This is a genomic window from Bacillus sp. JKS001846 (assembly GCF_900176455.1).
GTDB lineage: Bacteria > Bacillota > Bacilli > Bacillales > Bacillaceae_G > Bacillus_A > Bacillus_A cereus.
Window position 1 is genome coordinate 820,577 of sequence record NZ_FWYG01000001.1, and the last position, 23,002, is coordinate 843,578.

Here is a 23,002-nt window from a genome sequence, read left to right on the forward strand (position 1 = left end):
GTGGTATGATAAGGTGAGAACGTTAGCATAGAAGGAGAGACATAATCGATGTATAAAGGTTACTTAATTGACTTAGACGGTACGATGTATCGCGGGGAAGAACAAATTGAAGAGGCAAGCGACTTCGTAAAAGCATTAGGAGAGCGCGGCATTCCTTATTTATTCGTTACGAATAACTCAACGCGTAAACCAGAACAAGTGGCAGAAAAACTTGTTCGTTTCGATATTCCAGCGAAAGCAGAGCAAGTATTCACAACGAGTATGGCGACTGCGAACTTCATTTATGAACGTAAACAAGACGCAACTGTATATATGATTGGTGAAGAAGGCTTACACGATGCACTTGTGGAAAAAGGATTTGAACTTGTGGATGAAAATCCTGATTTCGTTGTTGTTGGTTTAGATCGTGACATCACATATGAAAAGTTAGCAAAAGCGTGTCTTGCTGTGCGTAATGGCGCGACGTTTATTTCTACAAATGGGGATATTGCCATCCCAACTGAGCGAGGATTATTACCAGGTAATGGTTCATTAACATCAGTTGTAGCAGTATCAACAGGTGTGGATCCAATCTTTATCGGAAAACCAGAATCAATCATTATGGAACAAGCTTTAAAAGTACTTGGCATAGAAAAAAATGAAGCATTAATGGTTGGGGATAACTACGATACAGACATTTTAGCAGGAATAAATGCTGGCATGCATACCCTTCTTGTCCACACTGGAGTCACAACTGTGGAGAAGTTAACAGAATACGAAGTACAACCAACGCAAGTTGTGCATAACTTGACGGAGTGGATTGAGAAGATGTAATGAAGAAAGCTGTTCCAAAATTTGGAACAGCTTTTTTTCTAATATTTGCGGGCAGCCCGATTGGTGTGGGCTAACATTCAGTTGTGACTAGTGTCGATTTTTGTCGGTAAGTCGATATATTTGAAAAATCGCCGATATAATATGAGTTGCGCCGATATATTTAGAAAATCGCTGATATAATATGAGTTGCGCTGATATATTTAGAAAATCGCTGATATAATATGAGTTGCGCTGATATATTTAGAAAATCACTGATATAATTTTATTAGAACGCACGATTCACAACGTCTTTAACCTCTTCAAGATATTGCTTACGCACACTGTTATCCACAGAAGGAACACTTGTATAGAATGTATGCTCAATTGTTTCAATGCCTGTAAATTCAAAAATACCAACATCCGCTGTTTTCTTCATTGCATCAAACATGCCGCCTGCTGTGTATGCCTCTTTCGTATTACCCATTGTAGATAATAACAATCCTTTTTTACCGCTTAATAACTTTTCAATACCGTTTTCACCGTAAGCATAAGCAAATCCATGGCTAAACACACGGTCAACGTATCCTTTTAAAATAGCAGGAAGTCCCGCCCACCAAACTGGATAAATAAATGTAATGCTATCAGCCCAAGAGATATGCTCTTGTTCTTCTTTAATATCTTCTGGTGTATTTCCTTTAGAAAATGAGATGAAATCGGAAGCGCCTAATACTGGATTAAAGTTTAATTCGTATAGATCGCGAACGCGTACTTCGTGACCTTTTCCTTCTAATTCACTTTTTACCGTTTCTAAAATCGCATGGTTGAAGCTTTCTGTATTCGGGTGTGCATAAACGATTACATGTTTCATTTTTCTTCCTCCTATTTGTGGATATGTGAATAGTTATTTGTATATCTGTAACTATTATGGTTACTGTTTTTGTAGAAGTCAAGTAATACATATGTATGTATAAAAAGACGCCCGAAAATCGCCTTTTTATACCCCGCTCATACAAAGTACAAAGAAGACAAATAAAATAATGACAAGCCCGATGCCGAAATTAAATACGAGAGTGCTATCCATATATGTAGCCTCCTTGTTTGAAAGTAAAAAGCACTCTAGTTAAGAGTGCTTTTTTATTTTGAATCTACTTTATAACTTTTAGAAAGTGATTCATGCGTGTAATGATTTACATTATTTTATGTATTTATACTTTGAAATGAGTAAGTCCTTGTTGGATATAGAAAAAAAGACACTCGTTGGAGTGTCTTTTAAGATGACAAAATGTGCCAATTGCTTGAGGTTGATAAGACGCTAATTTCCGTGTTAACGCCTTTTCTTTAATCAAGAAGTGTAGCAACAGCGATTCAAATAAATTGTACCACTTGTTTAATTGTGGTGCGTATGCAATTGTGCATATTATGATCATGGGGTAGGTAATGAACTGTGAATAATTTGAAGTGATTTATTTACGATTTCTTCTGCAGCATATATGCCAATTGCGTCTGTTTTTAAAATATGGGGTTGTAAGTTATCATGCATTGCCCCTAACTCACCATGAAGTGGTGCGAAGGCATGGTTCGCCTTTTCAAGCATGCATAAATCAAGTAAAGAATCCCCAGCTGTAATAATCGTATCTATTTGCAAAATTTCTTTTATATATTGCACAGCGTCCCATTTGTTAATTGGTTTTGGTACAAAGTATAGCTTTCTACCTTGAAGTGAATGATTCCAGCCTTGTTTGTCTAACCAGGAAGTGAAAGATGATAATTCATCATAAGGAATGTTCTCCCGTTTAATAATGCAATAATGGAATAGATCATCGGCTGTTTTTTGTGATATAACCCAATCTTTATGAGCTATTTGTCCAAATTCCTTTAGTATGTCGTTTCTCTCTATACATTCAACCGATAGTCTTTCTTTTACTGTCCTGTTCCAAGTACCATCTTGTTTCCCGTTATGAAGGATATTACCGCCATTACTTGTAATGGCGTATTCGGGAATGATTTCGTCTTGGAATAAAGCAATCCGCTGAAACTGCTCAATAGTTCTTGTTGTAACTGGGATGAAATGTGAGTGCAGTTGTAATTTTTTTAGTAGTGAAATGGTTTTATGTGATATAAAAGAAATTTCTTTCCCATCTAAAGTTTCAATGAGTTGAATTGATTCATCTTCTATAGGGGCACGAAACGATTTCCGGGAATAAATAAGCGTCTGATCAAGATCACTGGCGAAAATCATATCGTTTTCCTCCTAAGGGGCTTAATGAGCCCGCAACATGAATAAGCCATATTTTCATAGATTTCAATAGGGACATTCTTTTCTTTAGCGAGAAGTAAAATATGCTTTAAATCGGGATTGCTTTGCTTCCTTATTAAAATTTTCCATGGTATTCTCCGGAGTAATACGCGAGTTGTTTCACCGACTCCTGGTTTGATTAAGTTAATATCGTCAATTTCAAAGTGACTTTGGATAGACTGTATATCTTTTAATCCTTGCCAAGAGGGAGCAGTGTAAGTTGAAGTAATATAAAGTAATTGATTATCTATATGAGAATGAACAGAAGGGAATAAATCTGTTACCTCATCAATGAATAAATTTGATAAGTCTTCTTGTTCTAGCTCTTTATAATATTTAACACCATGAAAATCATTTGGACCGATATAGGTGTCATTTAGTACAGTGCGGCTAATGAGTCCAGAGACTGTTGCATTTAAGCAAGCGCTAGGAATAAGAAAATCTTCACGTGTACCGTAAATTGAAGTACAGTAACCGGGATCAGCAAGCACAGCCATACAATGAGAAATGTGTGTATTATTTCGTTCGTTAAATGTGTGTACTGCATATTCTAATTCTTTTTTTATTGCACCTTTTCCAGTCCACCCATCAATGAATTGAATTGTTTCTTTAGGGTGATGTTCCAAAATATAATGGAGTGCATTTTCATCAATACCGCGTCCGCGAACAATAGAAATACAATAGTGAGGTACATCAAGGTTGTATTGATAGCGTATGTAGCGTTTGATAAGAATGCCAATAGGTGTACCAGCACGAGCTAATGAAACGAGGACAAGGTTAGTTCCTTTAGTTTGTATAATCTGTTCGGCGACAACTCCAACAGCGATGGCTAGTTTGTGTTTGTATTGTTGCAGGGAAGAAAAGAATAAATCCATATACGCTTTAGAGGGTTTATATTCCATTGGTAACATTTCGGAATAATGTGTGCCAGCTTGAATTGCTTGTTCTCTAGTTTCCGTGGAACTTTCTTTCATTAAATCACTAATATCTTTTAATAGAAAAATAGCATCATTTGGATTGTAACTACTAATATGAGAATTTACTTTTACCATAATTATCAACCTTCCTTTTCTATGCTATTTGAAAATGAGACGATATGAATAAAAGGAATAACTGTTTGTAACTGCTGTAGAAGAGGAGATAGGGCTTCTTCCCCTAAATCACGCTCAATGAAAACAAATACTTCATCGTAATCATGAGGTGAAATATTATAAAAGTAATTTGTTATAGTAGGATCTTCAGGACTTGGATATGAGAAATGATTATGAATGGCGTAGTTCACATCATTTGAAACAGGATGGATAGGGCTTCTTGTTGTAGATTGATATAAAATATTTTCACCCATTTCAGCAGCAATTTTCATTGGTATATACATAAATTCACCCGTTCCGAGACAGAGTGTTCGTTTTCCCATTCTTTCTCTTTTTAAAGTTTTTCCTGCTTCTTGGGCGAAAGAATGAATGTGCTTTTGTTCATATGCTGAAATGCCAAATCGCCCAGTATATTTTATATAATTTGATGTATAGGGTGATTTTGGGCAGGTAAGGGTATGTTTTTTGAAATCAGGTTTTGTTTCTTCAATTTGAATCTCTGTTTTTGTAATATTTAATGGTTGGCCAGTTGTATGAATACTGCCTTCTAATAAAGAAATAACATGAACCTTAATTTGAAGTTCTTCTTCTAATTGTTTAAATTGTTTTCTATTAGTATGAGAACGCCAGTCTAACAAAGAAGCAATTATATATTCTTCTCGTGGGAATTTATTTTGAATAGATCTAATAATATTTAATGCTGTTTTTCCTGTTGTCATCTCATCATCTACGAGAACAATTGGATTGTTGTTTTGAAAAAAGCTTTCATCTACATAACAACGGTGTGATGTTGCATGAGAATGTTCTTCCTCAAATGTAATGACAGATTCTAGGTGGGGTATCGATTCCCTAGTTGTATGTACATACTTTGCATTTTGAAAGCATTGAAACATAGAATGACCAAGTGATGTCGCTGTTTCAGCGAATCCGATGAACAAAACTTCTTCTTGCAGAGGATATTGATAACGAAATACTTCCTCTGGGATTTCATCAATTTCTAATGAAATGAGATTTAAAATTTCTTTTTGAAATGGATGAGAAATATTATGTAGTATTTCCATATATCTTGCAGCGAGAGCAACTCCACTTGATAGAGAGACTGTAGGTTTAATAGGAAGATGCTTTCCAAGGATTGTACTCACAAATAAAAAACTACGTTTCTTATTTATTCTCGCAGCCATTTGAAAAAGATTGTCTAGCGCTAAATTATATGGATTATCACGTACTTCTACATGAACTTGTATATTATTTAAAACGTTATACGTGTTGCTTTGCTTTTGCAATAAGGAGATCGGTGAATTGTTTGTTTTCATGTAGCACCCCGTAAATATTAGATTTTAAAATGGTTTTGCGAGCCCAGCCATAATGAGGTTTTACTTCATTCATTTTGTTAGAAAAACTGCTTTTTAGCACTCCATTATACGTATCTGCATTTTGTAAAATTAATCTCGCATCTAAATAATCTTCCATTGTGACGATATGCATTGCCTGTACAACTTTAATATGAGATGGGTGAATAACTGTCTTTCCGATTAAGCCATTTGCATGGTCAAGTGATACCTCTTGAATAAGTCCTTCTTCATGATCATTAGAAAAATATTCCCATACACATCCTGAAATAATATATTCATTTGTTGCCCTTGAGAAAACGTTAATAATGTCTGAAATACAATCACGGACAACAGTAATATGATAGATAGGTGTGTATTTATTGCGCCGAATACTAAATATACTTGAAAAATCAGTAGCACCAATACGTACATTTAAGATGTAATCGTGATAAGAATCTAGTAAATCCTTTATTTGTAATAATGATTCTGCCCGTGTTTCCTTATACATAATTTCGGGTGATTCTAAAATCGGCATGCCATATAGCGATAATGAGTATAACTCGTTTATATATGCAAGCTGATCGATATAAGTCTTTCCGTTAATCGGTGTGAATTTTGGAAAGACAAAACCACATAAACAATGAACGGCACTACCTAATTCAGTAACAATTTTCTTCATTTGACTTGGCTGTCGAACTCTAATAAAAAGGAGTGGGATGTCTGCTTGATTTAGTATGTTGGCACTGACTAAGTTAGCGATTTGCTGTATTTGAACGACGATGTTTTGCTCTGCAAGTTTTACTTCCTCATCGCTGATAGCGTCCTCTAGACAAAGAATAATTGAGATAGCATCCACATGTTTCCTTCTAATTATATCTTCCGCAATCGTTTCTTTCGTGCCAGGAGTATATAGTGTAGCGCCTAGTGCGTAAGCTAGTTGTTCTTTTCCTATATTTTTTGAAAAACTAAGAGGTTCTTTATAGAAAAAATTTTGCCGTTCTTCTGAGGAGAGATAAGAAAAGTAATTCAAATTGTCACCACCTTATTTATAATGATTCTGTTTAATCGTAACATAATAAGAAAAATCTTCCATAAAAATGAAGCAAGAAATTAAAAAAATATATTGAGAAAGATGAATTATAAGATGAATATCGAATATTGTTAATAGAAATATAATAGGGGGAAAGAGAAAGTGGATATACATAAATTAACAGAGGTAGAAGCAAATGAGATAAATACTTGGACGTACGAGGAACCATATAATTTATATAGTTTTTCAGGCGAGAAAGAAGTAATGGAAGAGCTATTAGATGGAACGTATTATGGCTGTTGTGATGATCAAGGAGACCTCATCGGTTATTTTTGTTTTGGAGCAAATGCACAAGTACCAGGTGGAAGAGATGCTCATTTATATGGTGGAGAAGATGTGATTGATATTGGACTTGGCATGAAGCCGGCGTTAACTGGGAAAGGAATGGGGAAAGAATTCTTCCAAGCTGGAATAGCGTTTGCCACGAAAGAGTTTAATGCAAAAATGTTTCGATTAAGCGTAGCGACATTTAATACAAGAGCGATTACGTTATATAAAAATATCGGATTTAAGCAAGGGCCTATTTTTTTGAGTCGCGGAAGAGAATTTATGCTGATGGAATATGAAAGACCGTCAGCATGAACCTGACGGCCTAGAAAACACTATTATTCTGAGTGCTCAGCTCGGTGTGCTAAACGGCTTGAAGCAGCGGCAGCGATTCCGCCAACGATATCATCAAGGAACGTGTGCACCTTTCCAGTTGATTTATCATTTAAGTATTCTAAAATACCAGGTTTTAATTTATCAATATATCCAAAGTTCGTGAAACCGATAGAGCCGTACACATTCACGATAGAAAGTGCGATAACTTCATCAATTCCGTATAAGCCTTCGTCACGTTTTACAATATCTTGTAACGGTTCACTTAGCATTCCCTTTTCAGCAAGGACATCAAGCTCGATACCAGTAATCAGTGCGTTTTGTACTTCACGTTTTGATAGTACACGTTCTACATTGTAACGGCATTCTGACATCTCTAAATTTGGATGATATTTTTTTTGAAGAAAATGAACAAGTTCAGCAATATCGTCAATTGTTACACCGCGTTCTTGTAATAGTTTTAATGCTCTTTCTTGTAGTTGATTTGATTCTTTCATGTTTATCACCTTTTTTTCTTTTTAGTATTTGTATACGTTTCGTTGCTTTATCATGTGCATAGGAATGAAAGGCGAGCACAAGCTCATATATATAAAGAAAAACCATAGGTGGCGACTGCGATGATTCAGCATATTTATGAGCATTATCACATGCATGTTAAAGAATTAATCCCCCTTGGCCCCTATAAAAGCTTTTGGATTCGCAACAAAATTTATGTACTTGTTCCAATTGGAGAAATGGAGGAAGAAGTACTTGTAGAGATGAAAAAGCTCAGTGATTATATGAACCAGCAAGGGGATATAACTGTAGCGACTTTCGTTCCGACTATACACGGCTACTATGTAAGTGAGATAGAAGAACAAAATTATTGCTTATTAAAAGGTATGCGCACGTTAGAACGACATGCTATGTCATTAGGAAGTGAGCTTTCTATATTCCATAAACGAGGTGCATTCTTTCCAGAAGAAATTGAGCAATTAAGCCGAATTGGTGAATGGAAAGCGTTATGGGAAAAAAGGCTCGATCAATTAGAAAAGTTTTGGCAATCACAAGTGATGAACCACCCTTCAGATGTATTCGATCAATTGTTTATTGAATCCTTCCCGTATTACTTAGGAGTTGCAGAAAATGCCATTCAATATGTTGTCGATACAGAAATGGATGATACGCCGCAACTAACGGATGCAGCAACAATTTGCCAAGAACGATTCACACCTTTATTATGGCATCAAACGAAGCGTCTCAAACTTCCTTTTGATTGGGTGTATGATCACCCGAGTCGAGATATTGCAGAATGGATCCGCCATATGACGATAGAAAAAAAGAAAGACTGGGAGCAAACAATCGTTCAATTTGTTACAGATTATGAACGGAATTATTCGCTATCCTCATTTGGCTGGCGCTTATTATTTGCAAGGCTCCTGTTCCCGCTTCACTATTTTGAAACGGTCGAACGATATTACCAAACTGGAAACGAAGAACAAAAAAGCATATATAGAGATCGCTTAGAAGCCATTTTACACGATGTGAACCGCTCAGAGCAATTTATGAAGCATTTTTATGGTTCGCTTCGTTTACCAGTAGATAAGCTTGGGATTAGAAAATTAGATTGGTTATCTTAAAAATATAAAAAAGAGACCGAGTGAGGTCTCTTTTTTATATACCACAATTTTATGTAATACATTATGCCCCTACCTGCTGATCTGTACATATATTTAAAACGAATTGATGCTTTTCGAGCTTTTCATTTACTTTACCCAATAATTCTTGCTGGATTTCTTTAAATAAAAATTGATAGCTTGTATTCCACGTTGGTATAGCGGATGAAAGGCCTAATAAATACTCTTTTTTCTTTTCTAGTTCTTGAATTGTTAAAAAAGTGTTCCCCATTTTTGGCATGTGTCGTCCCCCTATGTTTTTTACTTTATATGTGTGAACGATTCACTATATAGTATTAATTATCGCATTTTTTGAGAGGGATTTCCAATTTTGTTTTATGATGTTAACGGATAAATGTGATTTGAATAAAAAAAGGAGACCAAATTTGGTCTCCTTTTAGCAAGTGACTTTGAACGAGCCGCTTCCGCTTTTAATTAAAATACTTGTTCTACTTCGATAACGCCTGGTACTTCTTCAAGTAACGCGCGCTCGATACCAGCTTTTAGTGTGATTGTAGAACTTGGGCAGCTTCCGCATGCACCCATAAGGCGTAGTTTTACGATACCTTCTTCAATGTCTACTAATTCAACGTCTCCGCCATCGCGAAGTAAGAATGGACGTAATTTATCTAATACTTCTAATACTTGTTCTTGCATATGTGGGTTTTCCATTTTTATCGACTCCTTTCATCAGTTTTATTATAATCAAGATAGAGGGGAAAATCTATTTTTTCTCTTCTTGTTTTATTGTCGAAATTTTGTATCGTGTTTTTTCAGTATAGGGGTATGGAATAAGTTTGTAAAATGATGTGCTTATGTAATAAGACATCTGAATATACTGTTGGGACAAGAAGTGGGGGAGAAGAAATGGTTAATGTTCAAGTGTATGGGACGAAAGTAATTTGTGCGAGCTGCGTTGGAATGCCATCTTCAACAGAAACGTTTGAGTGGTTACAAGCGGCAATTGGTCGTAAATATGAAGGACAAGAAAATAAATTTAATTTCGAGTATATTGATTTCCAAGAAGAACAAGAAGATGCGGATAAAAAAGCATTCGCAGAGCGCGTAGTGGAAGAAGATTTATTTTATCCGGTCGTTCTTGTAAATGGAGAAATTGTTGGAGAAGGAAATCCTCGTTTGAAGGATGTTTACGAAGAAATCGAGAAATATTTATAAAACAAGAAGTCTTTGCGAATTTGCAAAGGCTTTTTTTATTGGAGGGATAGATATGAAAAATGGAGTGAAGCATGCGTTACCAACGGAAGTAGAGCAGTTAATGGAGTGGTACACAGTAGAATTAAAAGAAATTTTTTTGGATGAAAAAATAGTCGGGGTATATATTTACGGATCCATCGCACTAGGTGCATTTCATAAGGAAACGAGCGATGTTGATTTTGTTACAGTGATAAATGATTCCGTGAATGAAGCTGAAAAACAGCAGCTTGTGGAACTACATAAGAAACTTAGTGATAATATGCTAGGTAAAAAAATGGACGGTATGTATATTCCGCTTGCTGACTTAGGGAAATACAATGATGAAATGAACGAGTATGTGTATTGTGCAGATGGTAAAGCTAATGTTGGTCATTGGGACATTAATGCGGTCACATGGTGGACGTTGAAAAATCAAGGCATTACAGTTACCGGAAAAGAAGCAGAAGATCTTCCGCTACAAATACAATGGAATGATGTAGTAAATACGATGAAATATAACGTAGAACAGTACTGGAGTGAAAAGGCGAAGAAGCCATATTTATTTTTTATAGAAGAGTGGGTAGAATCAGCTGTCGTTACGATGGGACGTATTTTATATACACTAGATCATAAAACAATCGTTTCAAAAGATAGAGGCTTGCAATACTTGTCAGAACGTTCAGCGGAAGAATGGGAGCTTTTATTAAAAGAAGTAGCTAGAATACGGCAGAACCCAAAAGAAAAGCGAATGATCTCAAGGTGGAGAAGGGCAGATATGACGAAGAGGTACTTACTGCATTTAATTGAGATGTGTAGAGAGAAATGGTAGGGAAGAAAATGGACAATAAAGTGGGGGGTATTGTCTTTTTTATTTTGTAGTAGATAGAAAAGTATTTACAAGTATTGTGTAGAGGAAAAATAATAGAAAAAAATATGTGCATGGGGGAAGATGATGAGTAAATATAAATTACATATAGATAGAGAACAATTATGGAAAGGATGCGTTTTAAATTCGATTGCCCATGCAATTAATGTAGCGCATTGTCCAGATTTCTCACATGAAAGTTCATGGGATGGATTTAACTATAGTATGCAAGATAGCCAAGGCGGACAAGGGGCAATTACGTTTCATCCGAATTACACGATTGTATGTCTTCAAGATGTGAATAGTGAGAGAATGGATGAGTGGATTGATGCGAAAAGTTATTTTGAAGGGGCACCTTCGGAAGTAATAGATATTGCGAAAGAAGAAGCACTTCAATACGTATTAGAAGAAGTAGAAGGCGAAACAGTTCCTTTTATTACAACTGCATTTTGGATTGAGGATAGTGGTGTGTATTCAATTGATTCATTTGAAGAGATGGAAGAGCACGGTGGATTCTTATTAGAAATTCCATTACTTGATACAGAATCAGCAATGGAAAGACTGGAAGAAGAGTATGAACTGACAGAGGAACAAATAGAGCTTTTACAACTCGTGTATGAGAAAAAAATCCAAAGGCCAAATGAGGAAATTAAGTTGTCTAAAGAAGAAGTAGCAATGATTGGAACGGAAGATAGCGAAGGATTGGAAGCTAGTAAGGAGTCATTTGCAGAAATGAATATTACTTGGGAGTTGTAGGATAGGATATAAAATTGTGATAAAGGACTATTAGAAAGAACAATGTGAAATTACATTGCGCTTTCTAATAGTTTTTTCATATACATATCAACTTCGTGAAAGAATATGGGCTCTTTTTCCTTAGTATTCAGATGCACGGTGCAATGTAAATATTGCTGTAAGTAGCGATTAGCTTGTTCGTACTGTTTTAATTTGTAGAAAGAAAAACAAGTAAGAAGTAGAAACGCTTTTTTTTCTAATATTGGAACGACAGCTAGTACCGGAGTAATGGAATGTATATTTATTTCCACTAAATTTTCATAAGATGTCCACGTTTGAAACCAGTCGAAAATAGTAGAAAGGTAACCCGGAATGTTGATAGTTTCATGTGAAACATTATGCAGAGGAAGTTAATAATGAACTATTCATGAGTTGTGTAAGTGGAAATATGTTTGAAATAGTAGAAGGCTAATTTGTGAGCTCTTTTAAGTCGAGATGTTTGTTTTAAAATAGTAGTATATATTCACTAAAAAAGATGTATAAAAATGATTTTGATGCATCCTTTTTAGTGAATATATAAAATAATTAACTTAGTGTATTAAATATATGATACATGATTATTTTAATATATTTAAAAGTAAAATGAAATAAGAAACGGATAATTGTCGGAATATATTCGATTTCCGTTCATTTTTATGAAATATGTGTACTTTTTGTTAGATTCCTTCATTTTGTGCATATACAATAAATGTATATAGAAATAAGAAAAGGATGATGTACGTGAAGGACACTGTTTTAAAAGAAACGATTTCTCCACAAGAATTACATAAAGTTGTTCAAAAGAATACAGCTTATTATGACTTTAAGTGGGGGAAAGTAGAAAATCCAGCGCAAGGGAATACATGGAATTGGGTAGCCTTTTTCTTCCCAACTTTTTGGTTAGCTTATCGAAAAATGTATAAGTTATTTATTATATTTGCGTTATTGGCTATACCTAGTATAGTTATACCCCCTTTTATAGATATTCCAGATGGTATTTATGTAACATTTAGTTTAGCTCTTCAATTAGGAATGATGATATTTACTGGATGGCAAGGAAACCGTTTATATTATAAGCATGCTGTTCGTGTTTTTCGTAAGGGAGAAGATGCGTCTGATCATGAGAAGGCGTATTTCTTACAATCAAAGGGTGGCGTGAGTATTGCTGGTATGATTGGTTTACAGATTATAGTCGGGATTGTGTTTGGGTTAGCTGCGTTCGGGCTGTCCTTTTTACCAACTGAACCGAATATTAAAAACGTTGTTCGTTCAAGTGGTGAAGGGGTTACGTTAGAGATTATGACTGATAATCCAACTTGGAAGTTTGTGAAGAAAGAAAAAGATTATGACGTAGTAGAGTTTACTGGTTATGATTATACAGAGAAGAAAAACGTGAAAATTAAATTTGCTGTTTATTTCGATGAAGATTATTTCGAGTGGCAAGAGGTATATGAAAATAATAAGAAGTTAAGTGAAGAAGAAGTGGAAGAATATCAAATTTACATTGAAGAAAATAATTTGGGTTTCTAGAGAGAACTCGTTCATTTTGAAAAGAAGAATCTTGTGAAGGTTCTTCTTTTGTTTATTAGGGGGAGAGAAATGATTTCAGCATGAATAGAAGCTCTAATAGGATCTATTAGTTTAAGTACGGGTTTACACACGAAAAAGATTGATGTTAACATACGTTACTTGCAGCAGTATGAATGGTTTCGAATGATATATGAAGACGAGAAGTATCGAAAGTTATTTATTACGAACTACAAAGTTCGCTCATATTTACAAAGTAAGCTAAGAGTTCGATTGCTCGTAAAAAATAAAAATGCACAACGAAGATTTTTAAAATTAGTAGAAGAGCAAATAGAAAAACGGCATACAAATTGAAATTTTGTAAAATACAATAAAAAATGAGAATTTGAGGTAGGGTTGTCAATAACGTGAGACTATGGCACTATAAAGAAATGCTATACAAATTTTATTTATCGAGATGTAAACATCAATTTTGATTTTTACGTATAAATAATGAACGGAGGAAATGAATTTATGGCTACTTTACCAAATTGTCCAAAATGTAATTCAGAATATACGTATGAGGATGGCGTTCTTTTCGTATGTCCAGAATGTGCTCATGAGTGGGGCCAAGAAGCAGAAGCTGAAAATAATGATGGTGCAAAAGTTGTAAAAGATGCGAACGGAAACGTTCTTCAAGATGGCGATGCTGTTACTGTTATTAAAGATTTAAAAGTAAAAGGAACTTCTTCAGTTGTGAAGATCGGTACGAAAGTAAAGAGTATCCGTCTAGTTGATGGCGATCACGATATCGATTGCAAAATCGACGGTTTCGGAGCTATGAAGTTAAAATCACAGTTCGTTAAGAAGGCGTAAGTAAATAGAAGAGGAGGCGAATAGCCTCCTCTTTTTATTATGTCACTTTTTGTCGGTAAATCGATATTTCGTACAAAATCGTTGATATATTCTGAGTTAGGATAGATATATTTGAAAAATCGTTGATATATTGCAAGTTATGATAGATATATTGAAAAAATCGTTAATATAATTTCACTCACCGAGAACGATGCATCATTTACCTCGCATCATAGTCAACCTCTTTCAATTGACATCGCTTATTAAAGAACGTTTTATATCCAAGCTGTAAAAAGATAATGACAGCAAAGGCAGTACTTCCAGAAATACCGAGTATGATGGCGATTTGATATTGAATGGCTGTGAATGGTGATACACCGGATAATATTTGACCAGTCATCATGCCTGGTAAGCTTATAATTCCCATTCCGACCATAGAATTAATTGTTGGTAAAATAGCAGAGTCAAAAGCGTCTCGAATGAGCGGAGCAGCAGCTTCTTTCGGTGTTGCGCCGAGCATAAGTGCACCTTCAATTTGACCTCTTTGCGATTTCATATTATTTAAGAACGTATTTGCACCAAGAGAAACACCAGTCATGGCATTCCCAACTAACATTCCTGTAATAGGGACGATATATTGCGGAGCATACCAAGGGTCATGACCGATAATAACAAAGATAAATAGTAGAAGTGGCCCAATTGATCCGGCGACCATGGAAAGGGCGGCTACTCGTTTTAATTCTTTAGACATTGGGATGTTAACTCGTTTATAAATATTAAAAATTGCAAAGGTAGTAATAGAAGTGATGAGAGCGATTGTATAAAATGGATTACTGTTTTCAAATACGTATGTAAGGACATATGCAACAAGTACGAGCTGAATGGTCATACGGAATGTTGCGAGCGCGATTTGTTTTTCGCGAGGTATTCCTTTTAATTTTACAAGTCCAATTAAAATAAGAATGAAAATATAGGCAGCTGCAAGTTGCCAAATTTGGAGTTCAATAACGCCCTTCAACTGAGAGCACTTCCTTTCTAGTTGCACCCTTTGTTTTGCTAATTTCAATAATATCATCTGCAATTTCTTCTGGAAGTTGTTGCGAGTGTGTGATGAAGATAACTGTTTTTTTCTTTTTTCGTGCTAGTTCAGTAAATTGTTTCATAACGCGGCGTTCTGTATCACTATCTAATGCTGAAGTGGGTTCATCTAATAAATAGACAGGCGGATCCATAAGTACGATACGTGCAAAGGCAAGTCTTTGTTTTTCACCGCCGGATAATGAGGAGGTGCTATCTTCTAATTGCTTGTCTAAGCTAACGGTTTGTAATGCACTCCGCAGGGCATCATCATTTGGAAATGGTTTTTCAGAAAGACGAAGTCCCATTAATAGGTTGTCTTTAACGGTTCCATCAAAAATAGGTGGAGTTTGCCCAAGCATAACTACGTCACGACGTAATTGAATAGGGGAATAATCAGAAATTAACTTTCCGTTATATTCAATTGTACCGGATGTTGGGGATTGTAAATCGTTTAACATGCGAAGTAATGTGCTTTTTCCGCTTCCGCTTTCACCGATAATACAAGTAATCTTTTCTTTTTGAATCTGTAAATAAGGAATGTGTAGTATATCTTTATATATAACGTCTTTTAATATAAACATAAATCGCTCCTTTCTGATTCTAGTTATATCGTATCAAAAAAAGAGGGGAAAATGGTTATAACGAACAACGTTTTTTCTTCGTCTTGAGTTTTATTAATAAGTTAAGTAAACGATCTAATTCTTGGCTGAAAGAAATCACTTTATCATGAGTGAATCCGTATCGTTCAACGAGATAGATTAACTCTTTCTTTTTCGCTTCTATTCGATTGTTTAGTCTCGATAAGTTCATAAGTGGAATGTAATGCCTCCTACAAAAGTATTTATCACATAAAAAATAAGACCGAATGAATTCGGTCTTAAAGGAAAGAATAAAACAACTTACAAATAGCATACAATGTTTATCAATATTTTTTAATATAAAAATGAAAAATAAATCATTATAAATATTGAGAAAGATGTGTCTGATAATTTTTAAAAACTGATGCAAAGAGGCTGCCTACATAGTAGACAGCCTGTAAAGTATTAACCTTTATGATATTTGTACATCCAAAGAAGACCAGATTTTAATAATCTCGGTACACGTCCCATTAATGGTTGGTTTGCTAGTAAACCAAAGCCGTGCTTCTTACCAAGAGATCCTAGAACACCTTTTAATTTAATAACAGGTAGTTCATCCGGGAGTGGTTCATTATTCCAACGTTTTAATAATATTTGGACAATTTGTTCTCCTTGACCTTCAGCCAGTTGGGCAGATGGTGCATGTGGAAGTGCTGCGCAATCTCCTACAACGTAAACATGATCGTTATTTGGAATATTATGATATTTAGTTAAGACAACCCGTCCGCTACCATCTTGTTCAACTGGAAGGTTTCGAACAACTTCATTTGCTTGAATACCAGCTGTCCAGACGATTGCATCACATTCAAGTGGTTCATCGTGGTTGTACACAATATTTGGTTCTACTTTTGTAATGTTAGAGTTTCGTATAATGTTAACTTTATGCTTTACAAACCATTCTTCTACGTATCTACTTAATTTCTCTGGATATGGGAATAAAATTCTATCTTTTCGATCAAATAAATAGATTTTTAAATCAGAACGGCTTTCACGAAGTTCACTTGCTACTTCAACGCCACTTAAGCCAGCACCAACGACAGCTACTGTTGCATTTGGTTCTAGACTATTTAATTGTTCATATGTCTTACGTGTTTGTTCAATTGATTGTAGACTATGTGTATATTCTCTAGCTCCAGGAACGTTATGATATTTATCTTCACAGCCAAGTCCGATAATTAAATCATCATATTGGATCGCTTCGCCGCCATCAAGATGAACAGCTTTTTCTTCGAGGTCAATATTTGTTACTGTGCCGTATTGAATATTGAGGCGTGGGTGTTCAGGAAACGGTATACGAATATGCGTTTCTGAAATAGTACCCGCAACTAATGCATAATATTCAGTTTTGAAGCAATGATATGGTACTTTGTCGATTAATGTCACTTGTACATCATCTGGAAGTTGGTTGCTTGGAAGTAGCCTTTGCAGAATTCTCATTCCACCGTAGCCCCCACCTAGTATTACGAGGTGTTTCATGATGGATTACCCCTTTTCTGTTGAAATATCCCCTAATCATAAAATTTTATATTAATAAAATATTTTGACTTTACTCAATCAAATTATATCGAATTTGTGAACAAATAACAATGCATGAATGAATACTCTGTTGTACAATAAGAAGAAAAGTAAACTGTTTTTCTTTTTAAGTTACTCTTTCATTGTAAGTAGCATGTTATATAGAAGAAATCATCTACTTTGAAGTGAAGTAATGAAGTAACTAAATAGTTTAGACTGTGTAACGAAAACAACAAGAAACAGCTTAGTTTTCTTCTTATAGATAAAGTGAAAAGGTAATTTGTTTTGTAGTACAGGGGGAGAATTTTGATTAAACCATTAATTGAATTTTGTGTAGGTAACCTTGCAAGTGGTTCACAAGCAGCTCTAGAAAAATTAGAAAAAGATCCGAATTTAGATGTAATGGAGTATGGTTGTTTAGGATATTGTGGCATTTGTTTTGAAGGACCATTTGCACTTGTAAATGGTGAAGTTGTACAAGGTGCAACAGTAGAAGAGCTTGTTAATAATGTATATGAGTATTTGGATGAAAATCCAATGTTTTAAGGTGTTGCGAATTAGCAGCACCTTTTTCATTAGATAAAACTTTATTTCGTGGGGAAGACTAATACTGAGTATTAGTCTTCCCCAATCGAAAATAGTAGGATAAATAAAAAAAGGCCCTTTTTAGAAGGGCTTTTTTCTTACACAAATTGTGTAAGAGTGGCTCATCGCCAAACGTTGTCAAATATGAGAAACGGGGGACATTCATATTGTGTTCTAAAAGCATGCATTTTATACTTAACATAACAAATTATTTTTGGAGTGAATATAAATGAGCCAATTTTCTTTTACAAAAATGCATGGTCTTGGCAATAGTTATATATATGTAAATATGTTTGAAGAGCAAATTCCTGAAGAAGATTTAGCCCTTGTGGCCGAAAAGGTTTCAAATATTAATACTGGTATTGGAGCAGACGGGATGATTTTAATTTGCCCTTCAGACGTAGCTCCGGTGAAGATGCGTATGTTTAATAATGATGGTTCTGAAGGAAAGAGCTGTGGTAACGGTTTACGCTGCGTAGCGAAATATGCGTATGAGCATAAACTAGTAGAAGAAACAGTTTTCACAATTGAAACGTTAGCTGGTATTGTAACGGCTGAAGTAACAGTAGAAGATGGTGTCGTGAAATTAGCAAAAATCGATATGGGAGCACCTCGTCTAACACGTGCAGAAATACCAATGCTTGGTGAAGGTGAAACACCATTTATTCGTGAAAACTTCTTATACAATAATCATCGTTATGCATTTACAGCTGTTTCAATGGGAAATCCGCATGCGGTTATTTTTGTTGATGATGTAGAAAAAGCACCTCTTACAACACTTGGACCAGTTCTCGAGACACATGAAATGTTCCCAGAGCGAGTAAATGTTGAGTTTATCGAAATTTTGAATAATGACGAGATGAACTTCCGCGTTTGGGAACGTGGATCTGGTGTAACGCAAGCTTGCGGAACAGGAGCGTGCGCTGCAGTTGTAGCTGCTATTTTAAATGGAAAGATGGAACGTGGTAAGGAAATTACAGTCCATTTAGCTGGCGGCGATTTAATGATTGCGTGGACTGAAGAAGGAAACGTGTTGATGAAAGGACCTGCGGAAGTAATTTGCCGCGGAGTGTATGAGTACAAGATAGAAGCGTAAAGATGTATAATGGACTAAGAACAGAAAGGAAGGTGTATTTCATGATTGAAGTAACAGAACAAGCAGCTTTTCAAATTAAAGATATGTTAAAAGATGCTGAAGATGGAGAGAAGTATGTGCGCCTTGCTGTACACGGCGGCGGATGTAGCGGTCTTTCTTACGGCTTAGGATTTGAAGTAGAACCAAAAGAAGACGACACAGTTCTTGAGTTTTTCGGTGTTGAATTTGTTATCGATACAGAAAGTGCTCCAATTGTTAAAGGAGTAAAAATTGACTATAAACAATCTATGCTTGGCGGCGGATTCACAATCGACAATCCAAACGCGATCGCATCATGCGGATGTGGATCATCTTTCCGTACAGCATCGAATGCTGGTAAGCCAGAAGAGTGCTAAGTTTTTAGCCAAAATAGAAAAGGCCTTTTTAGCGATGGAATAAAATCGTTAGAAAGGCCTTTTCTTTTTGCGTTAAAACAGAAAATGCATGTAAATTTACTTTAGATTTTAATTTAAATGTTATTATATATGGTATATATGATTAACGCTGTGAATTCGAGATTCATATTGTTCATTTTAAGATAAGATTATGTAGAAAAAATGTAAATGATTAGCAAAAATATACTATTTATTAGTTATATTTAATGTTAATATTTGTAACGAGGATGATTGGCGAGGGCTGATTAAAGTTTCACTTTATACAAAAAAGGGGCATGAGGGAGAAGGTTATAGCCAATTGTATAGAACTGAATACTTCCGTATTAATTAAAATACATTGATTACTAGATATTAAAAACCACCGGGGGAGATTAGAGTGAAGTCATTTAAGAGAGTACTTATAGTAGGGATGGCGTTGACTACAGTATCGATTTTGGGAGCTTGTTCTAGCGATACAGACGTATTAACAAAAGCAGGAGCAAAGCAACCAGCGAAGGCGGAAGGTGAAGTACTAAAAGATCAGAAGAAAACACCTATGACTACGAGCAAACGTGAAAGTATTAAAAATGAGGATGCACCATCATCACAAAAGCGTTATATTTCTCATGATGAATCTCAAAAGATTGAGGAAGGTATGACGTATACGGATATTCTTAATACGATTGACTATGGTGGTGAGAACATAAAACATTATAATAACCATGAAAAACGCGTATTTTATACTGAAAAAGATACGGATGGTACATATGAAATTATGGTTGAATTAAATACATATGGTTACGTTGTAAATATTGAACGTACTGCTATAAAGGATAAAGATAAAGATAAAGATAAAGATAAAGATACAGATAAAGAGAATCAGGTATTTACGAAACGTAGTGAAGAGCCTGTAAAGGAATATGAAGAAAAAAACGATCGTGTACCGTGGTATAAAGATGTAAATAACAATTCGGCAGCAGTAAGTTACAATCATTATTTGAAAATCAAAAAAGGTATGCCCGCGAATCAGGTAAAAGCTGCAATTGGACAGCCACATGTGATTGAGAAATATAAATCTTATTCAGTATATGACTATACTGGTTATGGTGGAGAAGGATCATTACGTGTAATCTTTGAACCGAATGGAACTGTTACGGATATAGTGGAAGACAGTTTACCACGATAATAAATTAGTTACGGGAAGAATTGTAGTAAAGTTGTCTTTGATTTTATAAAGTTTTTGGGAGCATCTCCGAATATAGGTGAAAAAATAATTCTCTTAGCCATGTTAACTACAGTATTAGTATTTACCGAAGTTTCTTCCAAATTCAATAGCGTTATCGTGGATGTTGTTGTCGTATTATCTTTGTTGATATATACCGCAGTAGGGCAGAAATTGTAACTGGACGCGGAGGAGTAGCAGCTTCCTTTTAAAAGAAGGAGGAAAATATGATGGAGGATATTCTTGAATTTATAGGGAGATACGTAATTAAACCTATTATTAGTTTAGTGAGATATCTTGTAATGGAGATTATAATTGAGGGCATAATAGAAGGCGTAATAAACGGTATAAGGAAATTACGTGATAAGTGGCGAAATTGGCGTGAAAGACGTTATTGGCGGTAGTGTAGCTGATGAGCGTGAGAAACAAAAACGTTATACAGAAGCTTAATGGAATGACAATTTCTAAAGTGAAGAAATAATTATTATCTTACAAAAGTGTAATGTTCATGTCATGTTTTTGAATTTCTTCTTTAAGCTCCGGGCTTTAAGATAAGAATATAAGAAAAAACATATGAGGTGAAGGAAATGAAAAGATACATTGCACTATTTAGTATTTTAGTTGTATTTGCAAGTTTGTTAGTTGGTTGTGATTTAAACCGTATGGGTAAAGATGAGTATTATGTTCAAATTACAGTAGATGGAAAAGAATTTGATAGTAAAGCTAGTAATGGGCAGAAATTTAAAGATTATGAATATAAGCTGACTGGCTTTGATAAAGACGGTAAAGAGAAAGAATTAGAATTCATAGCTCAAAAAAATCTTCGTAAAGAAGCATTCCTACGCGTATACCACTCAGATAAAAAAGGTGTAACAGCTTGGGAAGAAGTGAAAAAAGACGAGCTTCCAGCGAAAGTGAAAGAAAAACTAAGTGTGAAATAAGACAGATAAAAAGGAATTGACGAACAGGGTCAATTCCTTTTTTTGTTTTCAAATTCTTCTTCTGAAATGACTTTAAATCCGTGTCTTTTAAATAAAGCAGTTGTCACTCCGAAACCAGTTTGCTTATTACCGTTAAATTCTCCAGTGTAAATCGTAGAACTACCACAAGATGGGCTGCGTTCTTTTAAAATAATATATTCTGGGTGTAAATCTTTAATTTGTTCTAATGCTTTATAAGCACCATTTACGAAAGCTGCTGTGACATCTTCACCATTTTTTGTTATCACTTTCGCTTTTCCGTCTAAAACGTCGTCGCCATTCCCGCCAATAATTTCAGCGGAAGGACGAGGTGTTGGTAGTCCTCCTAATACTTCAGGGCAAATGAGGACTGTATCTTCTTTTTGCAGAAGCTCCTCTATTTTTGAAACGAGATTGTCATTCCCGTCATAACGGCAAGCAATCCCACCTAAACAAGCGCTAATTACGATCATATTTTCATCTCCATTAAAAAATATTAACTATCACGCCGATTTCGCTTCCTGCCTCTTACTTATAAATGAGGTGATATAAATGGGAAGCTTATATAATTTAATGAAACCATATAGTGAATTTCGAAGTAAAGAAGAGTTTAATACATATCAAAAACAAGTTTTGAAGTGCTACCGATTTCAATTGAATAAAACTGATTCTATCATTATTCATTTTTTAGGAAAATATGCGGTGAATGAGAAACAAAAAACAGTAGGAGTCGCTTGTCCATTAATGGGGACGATTGCGACGAATGTTGGAAAGAGTATTCGTACAGTACGCCGTTCAATTGCAAAGTTAGAGAAACTAGGAATTATAAAGCGTGTTGCAACAAAAGAAAGGCATAAACGCGGCGGGTATAGTGCGAACTTATATGTATTTCTTACATCTGAGATTGACCGCATGGATGACCGTATGAAAATGTCCGCTTGTAAAACTGAGGATAATGCAACTGGCTGTAGTAAAAATGAGCAAAAAATTGCTGGGGAAACAATTCTTTCTAAAAACATTTCACAAATAAAAGAGAAAAGAAAAGGAACGTATGAGCTTGATGAGACGTATTGCCGTCATGATATACCGAAGCCTTTTATATACGCACTGGTGCCGATGACGAGTAATCCGAAGAAAATTAATATATTTTGGAGTAAGGTCGAGCTTGCGTATAAAAAGAGTGGGTTACTAGAACAAGGTGTTTTACTAGAGCAAATATTAGCTGACGAAGAAGTGTATGGAAATTTAATTTGGCGCGTGAAAAGTGTTGTAAGAGCATATAAATATAGGGAAATTCGTAAAGACATTGGGGCACTTTTATACAGTACAGTGCGAGATTTATTTTTAGAGGTTGGATTAGAATGGGGAGCAGCATTAAGGAGAAGTAAGGGAATATCACTATTTGATCCATTCAAAAAAGAGCCATGCGTATAATACATGACTCT

Annotated in this window: 28 protein-coding genes and 2 pseudogenes; 16 read left to right on the forward strand and 14 right to left on the reverse strand. The window is 35.2% G+C overall.

Features of this window, described 5'->3' with window-relative positions; all coding sequences use genetic code 11:
* Positions 1–48: 48 nt before the first annotated feature.
* Positions 49–813 (forward strand): TIGR01457 family HAD-type hydrolase, encoded by a 765-nt coding sequence (locus B9A45_RS04390; protein ID WP_000276467.1) that lies wholly within the window; start codon positions 49–51, stop codon positions 811–813.
* Positions 814–1,078: 265 nt separating this feature from the next.
* On the opposite strand, the gene B9A45_RS04395 is transcribed toward B9A45_RS04390, so the two are convergent.
* From B9A45_RS04395 to B9A45_RS04420, 5 genes are all read right to left on the reverse strand, one after another.
* Complete coding sequence (locus tag B9A45_RS04395) at positions 1,079–1,660, reverse strand: NAD(P)H-dependent oxidoreductase (protein ID WP_000683437.1); 582 nt, start codon at positions 1,658–1,660, stop codon at positions 1,079–1,081.
* Positions 1,661–2,215: 555 nt separating this feature from the next.
* Entirely contained in the window at positions 2,216–3,031 is an 816-nt protein-coding gene (locus B9A45_RS04405; protein WP_000575377.1) for an HAD family hydrolase, read from the reverse strand.
* Positions 3,028–4,140 carry a cysteine protease StiP family protein gene (locus B9A45_RS04410; RefSeq protein WP_016110890.1) on the reverse strand — a complete coding sequence of 371 codons (1,113 nt, stop codon included), beginning with the start codon at positions 4,138–4,140 and terminating at the stop codon, positions 3,028–3,030. Before B9A45_RS04410 ends, B9A45_RS04405 begins: the two co-directional genes overlap by 4 nt.
* A gap of 5 nt (positions 4,141–4,145) precedes the next feature.
* Positions 4,146–5,492: a phosphoribosyltransferase family protein gene (locus B9A45_RS04415; RefSeq protein ID WP_053514373.1), complete on the reverse strand. Its 1,347-nt coding sequence runs from the start codon at positions 5,490–5,492 to the stop codon at positions 4,146–4,148.
* Positions 5,437–6,540, reverse strand: a complete 1,104-nt coding sequence (locus tag B9A45_RS04420) for an HpcH/HpaI aldolase/citrate lyase family protein (protein WP_001106090.1) — start codon at positions 6,538–6,540, stop codon at positions 5,437–5,439. Before B9A45_RS04420 ends, B9A45_RS04415 begins: the two co-directional genes overlap by 56 nt.
* A gap of 162 nt (positions 6,541–6,702) precedes the next feature.
* Between B9A45_RS04420 and B9A45_RS04425 the strand changes: the two genes are divergently transcribed.
* Positions 6,703–7,182, forward strand: coding sequence for a GNAT family N-acetyltransferase (locus B9A45_RS04425; protein WP_000351155.1), 480 nt, complete (start codon positions 6,703–6,705; stop codon positions 7,180–7,182).
* A gap of 23 nt (positions 7,183–7,205) precedes the next feature.
* Here the strand turns inward: B9A45_RS04425 and B9A45_RS04430 are convergent, their stop codons facing one another.
* Positions 7,206–7,697, reverse strand: coding sequence for a phosphatidylglycerophosphatase A family protein (locus tag B9A45_RS04430; RefSeq protein ID WP_000665094.1), 492 nt, complete (start codon positions 7,695–7,697; stop codon positions 7,206–7,208).
* Between the two features lie 120 nt (positions 7,698–7,817).
* On the opposite strand from B9A45_RS04430, the gene yutH reads away from it, so the two are divergent.
* On the forward strand, positions 7,818–8,819 hold the full coding sequence (gene yutH, locus B9A45_RS04435) for a spore coat putative kinase YutH (RefSeq protein ID WP_000614218.1): 1,002 nt from the start codon (positions 7,818–7,820) through the stop codon (positions 8,817–8,819).
* A gap of 61 nt (positions 8,820–8,880) precedes the next feature.
* On the opposite strand, the gene B9A45_RS04440 is transcribed toward yutH, so the two are convergent.
* Positions 8,881–9,096: a hypothetical protein gene (locus B9A45_RS04440; RefSeq protein ID WP_001125494.1), complete on the reverse strand. Its 216-nt coding sequence runs from the start codon at positions 9,094–9,096 to the stop codon at positions 8,881–8,883.
* Positions 9,097–9,290: 194 nt separating this feature from the next.
* Positions 9,291–9,527 carry a NifU family protein gene (locus B9A45_RS04445; protein ID WP_000431159.1) on the reverse strand — a complete coding sequence of 79 codons (237 nt, stop codon included), beginning with the start codon at positions 9,525–9,527 and terminating at the stop codon, positions 9,291–9,293.
* Between the two features lie 195 nt (positions 9,528–9,722).
* On the opposite strand from B9A45_RS04445, the gene B9A45_RS04450 reads away from it, so the two are divergent.
* The 3 genes from B9A45_RS04450 to B9A45_RS04460 all read left to right on the forward strand — a co-directional run bounded on the left by B9A45_RS04450 (position 9,723) and on the right by B9A45_RS04460 (position 11,670).
* Entirely contained in the window at positions 9,723–10,031 is a 309-nt protein-coding gene (locus B9A45_RS04450) for a YuzD family protein (protein WP_000248588.1), read from the forward strand.
* A gap of 52 nt (positions 10,032–10,083) precedes the next feature.
* Positions 10,084–10,878 carry a nucleotidyltransferase domain-containing protein gene (locus tag B9A45_RS04455; RefSeq protein ID WP_142263041.1) on the forward strand — a complete coding sequence of 265 codons (795 nt, stop codon included), beginning with the start codon at positions 10,084–10,086 and terminating at the stop codon, positions 10,876–10,878.
* Positions 10,879–11,001: 123 nt separating this feature from the next.
* Positions 11,002–11,670 carry a hypothetical protein gene (locus B9A45_RS04460; protein WP_016110884.1) on the forward strand — a complete coding sequence of 223 codons (669 nt, stop codon included), beginning with the start codon at positions 11,002–11,004 and terminating at the stop codon, positions 11,668–11,670.
* A 50-nt stretch (positions 11,671–11,720) separates the two neighbouring features.
* Here the strand turns inward: B9A45_RS04460 and B9A45_RS33180 are convergent.
* A pseudogene (locus B9A45_RS33180) lies at positions 11,721–12,053 on the reverse strand (hypothetical protein); the annotation flags it as partial.
* A 367-nt stretch (positions 12,054–12,420) separates the two neighbouring features.
* Between B9A45_RS33180 and B9A45_RS04470 the strand changes: the two are divergent.
* The 3 genes from B9A45_RS04470 to phnA all read left to right on the forward strand — a co-directional run bounded on the left by B9A45_RS04470 (position 12,421) and on the right by phnA (position 14,070).
* Positions 12,421–13,218, forward strand: a complete 798-nt coding sequence (locus B9A45_RS04470) for a DUF2628 domain-containing protein (RefSeq protein WP_141531410.1) — start codon at positions 12,421–12,423, stop codon at positions 13,216–13,218.
* Positions 13,219–13,302: 84 nt separating this feature from the next.
* Positions 13,303–13,569 (forward strand): hypothetical protein, encoded by a 267-nt coding sequence (locus B9A45_RS32550; protein ID WP_224765022.1) that lies wholly within the window; start codon positions 13,303–13,305, stop codon positions 13,567–13,569.
* Positions 13,570–13,728: 159 nt separating this feature from the next.
* Positions 13,729–14,070: an alkylphosphonate utilization operon protein PhnA gene (gene phnA, locus B9A45_RS04480; protein ID WP_000212737.1), complete on the forward strand. Its 342-nt coding sequence runs from the start codon at positions 13,729–13,731 to the stop codon at positions 14,068–14,070.
* Between the two features lie 199 nt (positions 14,071–14,269).
* Here phnA and fetB read toward each other — a convergent pair whose 3' ends face one another.
* The 4 genes from fetB to B9A45_RS04505 form a co-directional block, all read right to left on the reverse strand.
* Positions 14,270–15,067 carry an ABC transporter permease gene (gene fetB / locus B9A45_RS04490; protein WP_000679260.1) on the reverse strand — a complete coding sequence of 266 codons (798 nt, stop codon included), beginning with the start codon at positions 15,065–15,067 and terminating at the stop codon, positions 14,270–14,272.
* Positions 15,051–15,710 carry an ABC transporter ATP-binding protein gene (locus B9A45_RS04495; RefSeq protein WP_084063892.1) on the reverse strand — a complete coding sequence of 220 codons (660 nt, stop codon included), beginning with the start codon at positions 15,708–15,710 and terminating at the stop codon, positions 15,051–15,053. Before B9A45_RS04495 ends, fetB begins: the two co-directional genes overlap by 17 nt.
* Positions 15,711–15,765: 55 nt before the next feature.
* On the reverse strand, positions 15,766–15,939 hold the full coding sequence (locus tag B9A45_RS31550) for an aspartyl-phosphate phosphatase Spo0E family protein (RefSeq protein ID WP_142263042.1): 174 nt from the start codon (positions 15,937–15,939) through the stop codon (positions 15,766–15,768).
* Between the two features lie 233 nt (positions 15,940–16,172).
* The gene (locus B9A45_RS04505; protein ID WP_000682077.1) at positions 16,173–17,243 is read right to left on the reverse strand and encodes an NAD(P)/FAD-dependent oxidoreductase; all 1,071 of its coding nucleotides are present in this window, start codon (positions 17,241–17,243) and stop codon (positions 16,173–16,175) included.
* 345 nt (positions 17,244–17,588) lie between these two features.
* On the opposite strand from B9A45_RS04505, the gene B9A45_RS04510 reads away from it, so the two are divergent.
* The 6 genes and pseudogenes from B9A45_RS04510 (at position 17,589) to B9A45_RS04530 (ending at position 21,539) form a co-directional block, all read left to right on the forward strand.
* Positions 17,589–17,828 carry a YuzB family protein gene (locus B9A45_RS04510; protein ID WP_000595026.1) on the forward strand — a complete coding sequence of 80 codons (240 nt, stop codon included), beginning with the start codon at positions 17,589–17,591 and terminating at the stop codon, positions 17,826–17,828.
* 268 nt (positions 17,829–18,096) lie between these two features.
* Positions 18,097–18,963, forward strand: a complete 867-nt coding sequence (gene dapF, locus B9A45_RS04515) for a diaminopimelate epimerase (RefSeq protein WP_084063893.1) — start codon at positions 18,097–18,099, stop codon at positions 18,961–18,963.
* A 41-nt stretch (positions 18,964–19,004) separates the two neighbouring features.
* Positions 19,005–19,358, forward strand: coding sequence for a HesB/IscA family protein (locus B9A45_RS04520; protein ID WP_000573825.1), 354 nt, complete (start codon positions 19,005–19,007; stop codon positions 19,356–19,358).
* Between the two features lie 415 nt (positions 19,359–19,773).
* Entirely contained in the window at positions 19,774–20,562 is a 789-nt protein-coding gene (locus tag B9A45_RS04525) for a hypothetical protein (protein WP_084063894.1), read from the forward strand.
* Between the two features lie 411 nt (positions 20,563–20,973).
* Positions 20,974–21,042: pseudogene (locus B9A45_RS32555) on the forward strand (methyltransferase); the annotation flags it as partial.
* Between the two features lie 143 nt (positions 21,043–21,185).
* Positions 21,186–21,539, forward strand: coding sequence for a YxeA family protein (locus B9A45_RS04530; protein WP_000833145.1), 354 nt, complete (start codon positions 21,186–21,188; stop codon positions 21,537–21,539).
* Between the two features lie 29 nt (positions 21,540–21,568).
* Here B9A45_RS04530 and B9A45_RS04535 read toward each other — a convergent pair whose 3' ends face one another.
* The gene (locus B9A45_RS04535) at positions 21,569–22,030 is read right to left on the reverse strand and encodes a 2-thiouracil desulfurase family protein (protein ID WP_000635484.1); all 462 of its coding nucleotides are present in this window, start codon (positions 22,028–22,030) and stop codon (positions 21,569–21,571) included.
* 79 nt (positions 22,031–22,109) lie between these two features.
* On the opposite strand from B9A45_RS04535, the gene B9A45_RS04540 reads away from it, so the two are divergent.
* Entirely contained in the window at positions 22,110–22,991 is an 882-nt protein-coding gene (locus B9A45_RS04540; RefSeq protein WP_084063895.1) for a helix-turn-helix domain-containing protein, read from the forward strand.
* Positions 22,992–23,002: the final 11 nt, after the last annotated feature.

Bases quoted from the DNA above. Each gene is read 5' to 3' on its own strand.
- B9A45_RS04410 (WP_016110890.1), bottom strand. From the start codon at position 4,140: ATGGTAAAAGTAAATTCTCATATTAGTAGTTACAATCCAAATGATGCT.
- B9A45_RS04460 (WP_016110884.1), top strand. From the start codon at position 11,002: ATGAGTAAATATAAATTACATATAGATAGAGAACAATTATGGAAAGGA.
- B9A45_RS04390 (WP_000276467.1), top strand. From the start codon at position 49: ATGTATAAAGGTTACTTAATTGACTTAGACGGTACGATGTATCGCGGG.
- B9A45_RS04455 (WP_142263041.1), top strand. From the start codon at position 10,084: ATGAAAAATGGAGTGAAGCATGCGTTACCAACGGAAGTAGAGCAGTTA.
- B9A45_RS04450 (WP_000248588.1), top strand. From the start codon at position 9,723: ATGGTTAATGTTCAAGTGTATGGGACGAAAGTAATTTGTGCGAGCTGC.
- B9A45_RS04535 (WP_000635484.1), bottom strand. From the start codon at position 22,030: ATGATCGTAATTAGCGCTTGTTTAGGTGGGATTGCTTGCCGTTATGAC.
- B9A45_RS04470 (WP_141531410.1), top strand. From the start codon at position 12,421: ATGATGTACGTGAAGGACACTGTTTTAAAAGAAACGATTTCTCCACAA.
- B9A45_RS04530 (WP_000833145.1), top strand. From the start codon at position 21,186: ATGAAAAGATACATTGCACTATTTAGTATTTTAGTTGTATTTGCAAGT.
- B9A45_RS04430 (WP_000665094.1), bottom strand. From the start codon at position 7,697: ATGAAAGAATCAAATCAACTACAAGAAAGAGCATTAAAACTATTACAA.
- phnA (WP_000212737.1), top strand. From the start codon at position 13,729: ATGGCTACTTTACCAAATTGTCCAAAATGTAATTCAGAATATACGTAT.
- dapF (WP_084063893.1), top strand. From the start codon at position 18,097: ATGAGCCAATTTTCTTTTACAAAAATGCATGGTCTTGGCAATAGTTAT.
- B9A45_RS04395 (WP_000683437.1), bottom strand. From the start codon at position 1,660: ATGAAACATGTAATCGTTTATGCACACCCGAATACAGAAAGCTTCAAC.
- B9A45_RS04415 (WP_053514373.1), bottom strand. From the start codon at position 5,492: ATGAAAACAAACAATTCACCGATCTCCTTATTGCAAAAGCAAAGCAAC.
- B9A45_RS04505 (WP_000682077.1), bottom strand. From the start codon at position 17,243: ATGAAACACCTCGTAATACTAGGTGGGGGCTACGGTGGAATGAGAATT.
- B9A45_RS04520 (WP_000573825.1), top strand. From the start codon at position 19,005: ATGATTGAAGTAACAGAACAAGCAGCTTTTCAAATTAAAGATATGTTA.
- B9A45_RS04440 (WP_001125494.1), bottom strand. From the start codon at position 9,096: ATGCCAAAAATGGGGAACACTTTTTTAACAATTCAAGAACTAGAAAAG.
- B9A45_RS04540 (WP_084063895.1), top strand. From the start codon at position 22,110: ATGGGAAGCTTATATAATTTAATGAAACCATATAGTGAATTTCGAAGT.
- B9A45_RS04405 (WP_000575377.1), bottom strand. From the start codon at position 3,031: ATGATTTTCGCCAGTGATCTTGATCAGACGCTTATTTATTCCCGGAAA.
- B9A45_RS31550 (WP_142263042.1), bottom strand. From the start codon at position 15,939: ATGAACTTATCGAGACTAAACAATCGAATAGAAGCGAAAAAGAAAGAG.
- yutH (WP_000614218.1), top strand. From the start codon at position 7,818: ATGATTCAGCATATTTATGAGCATTATCACATGCATGTTAAAGAATTA.
- B9A45_RS04445 (WP_000431159.1), bottom strand. From the start codon at position 9,527: ATGGAAAACCCACATATGCAAGAACAAGTATTAGAAGTATTAGATAAA.
- B9A45_RS04495 (WP_084063892.1), bottom strand. From the start codon at position 15,710: ATGTTTATATTAAAAGACGTTATATATAAAGATATACTACACATTCCT.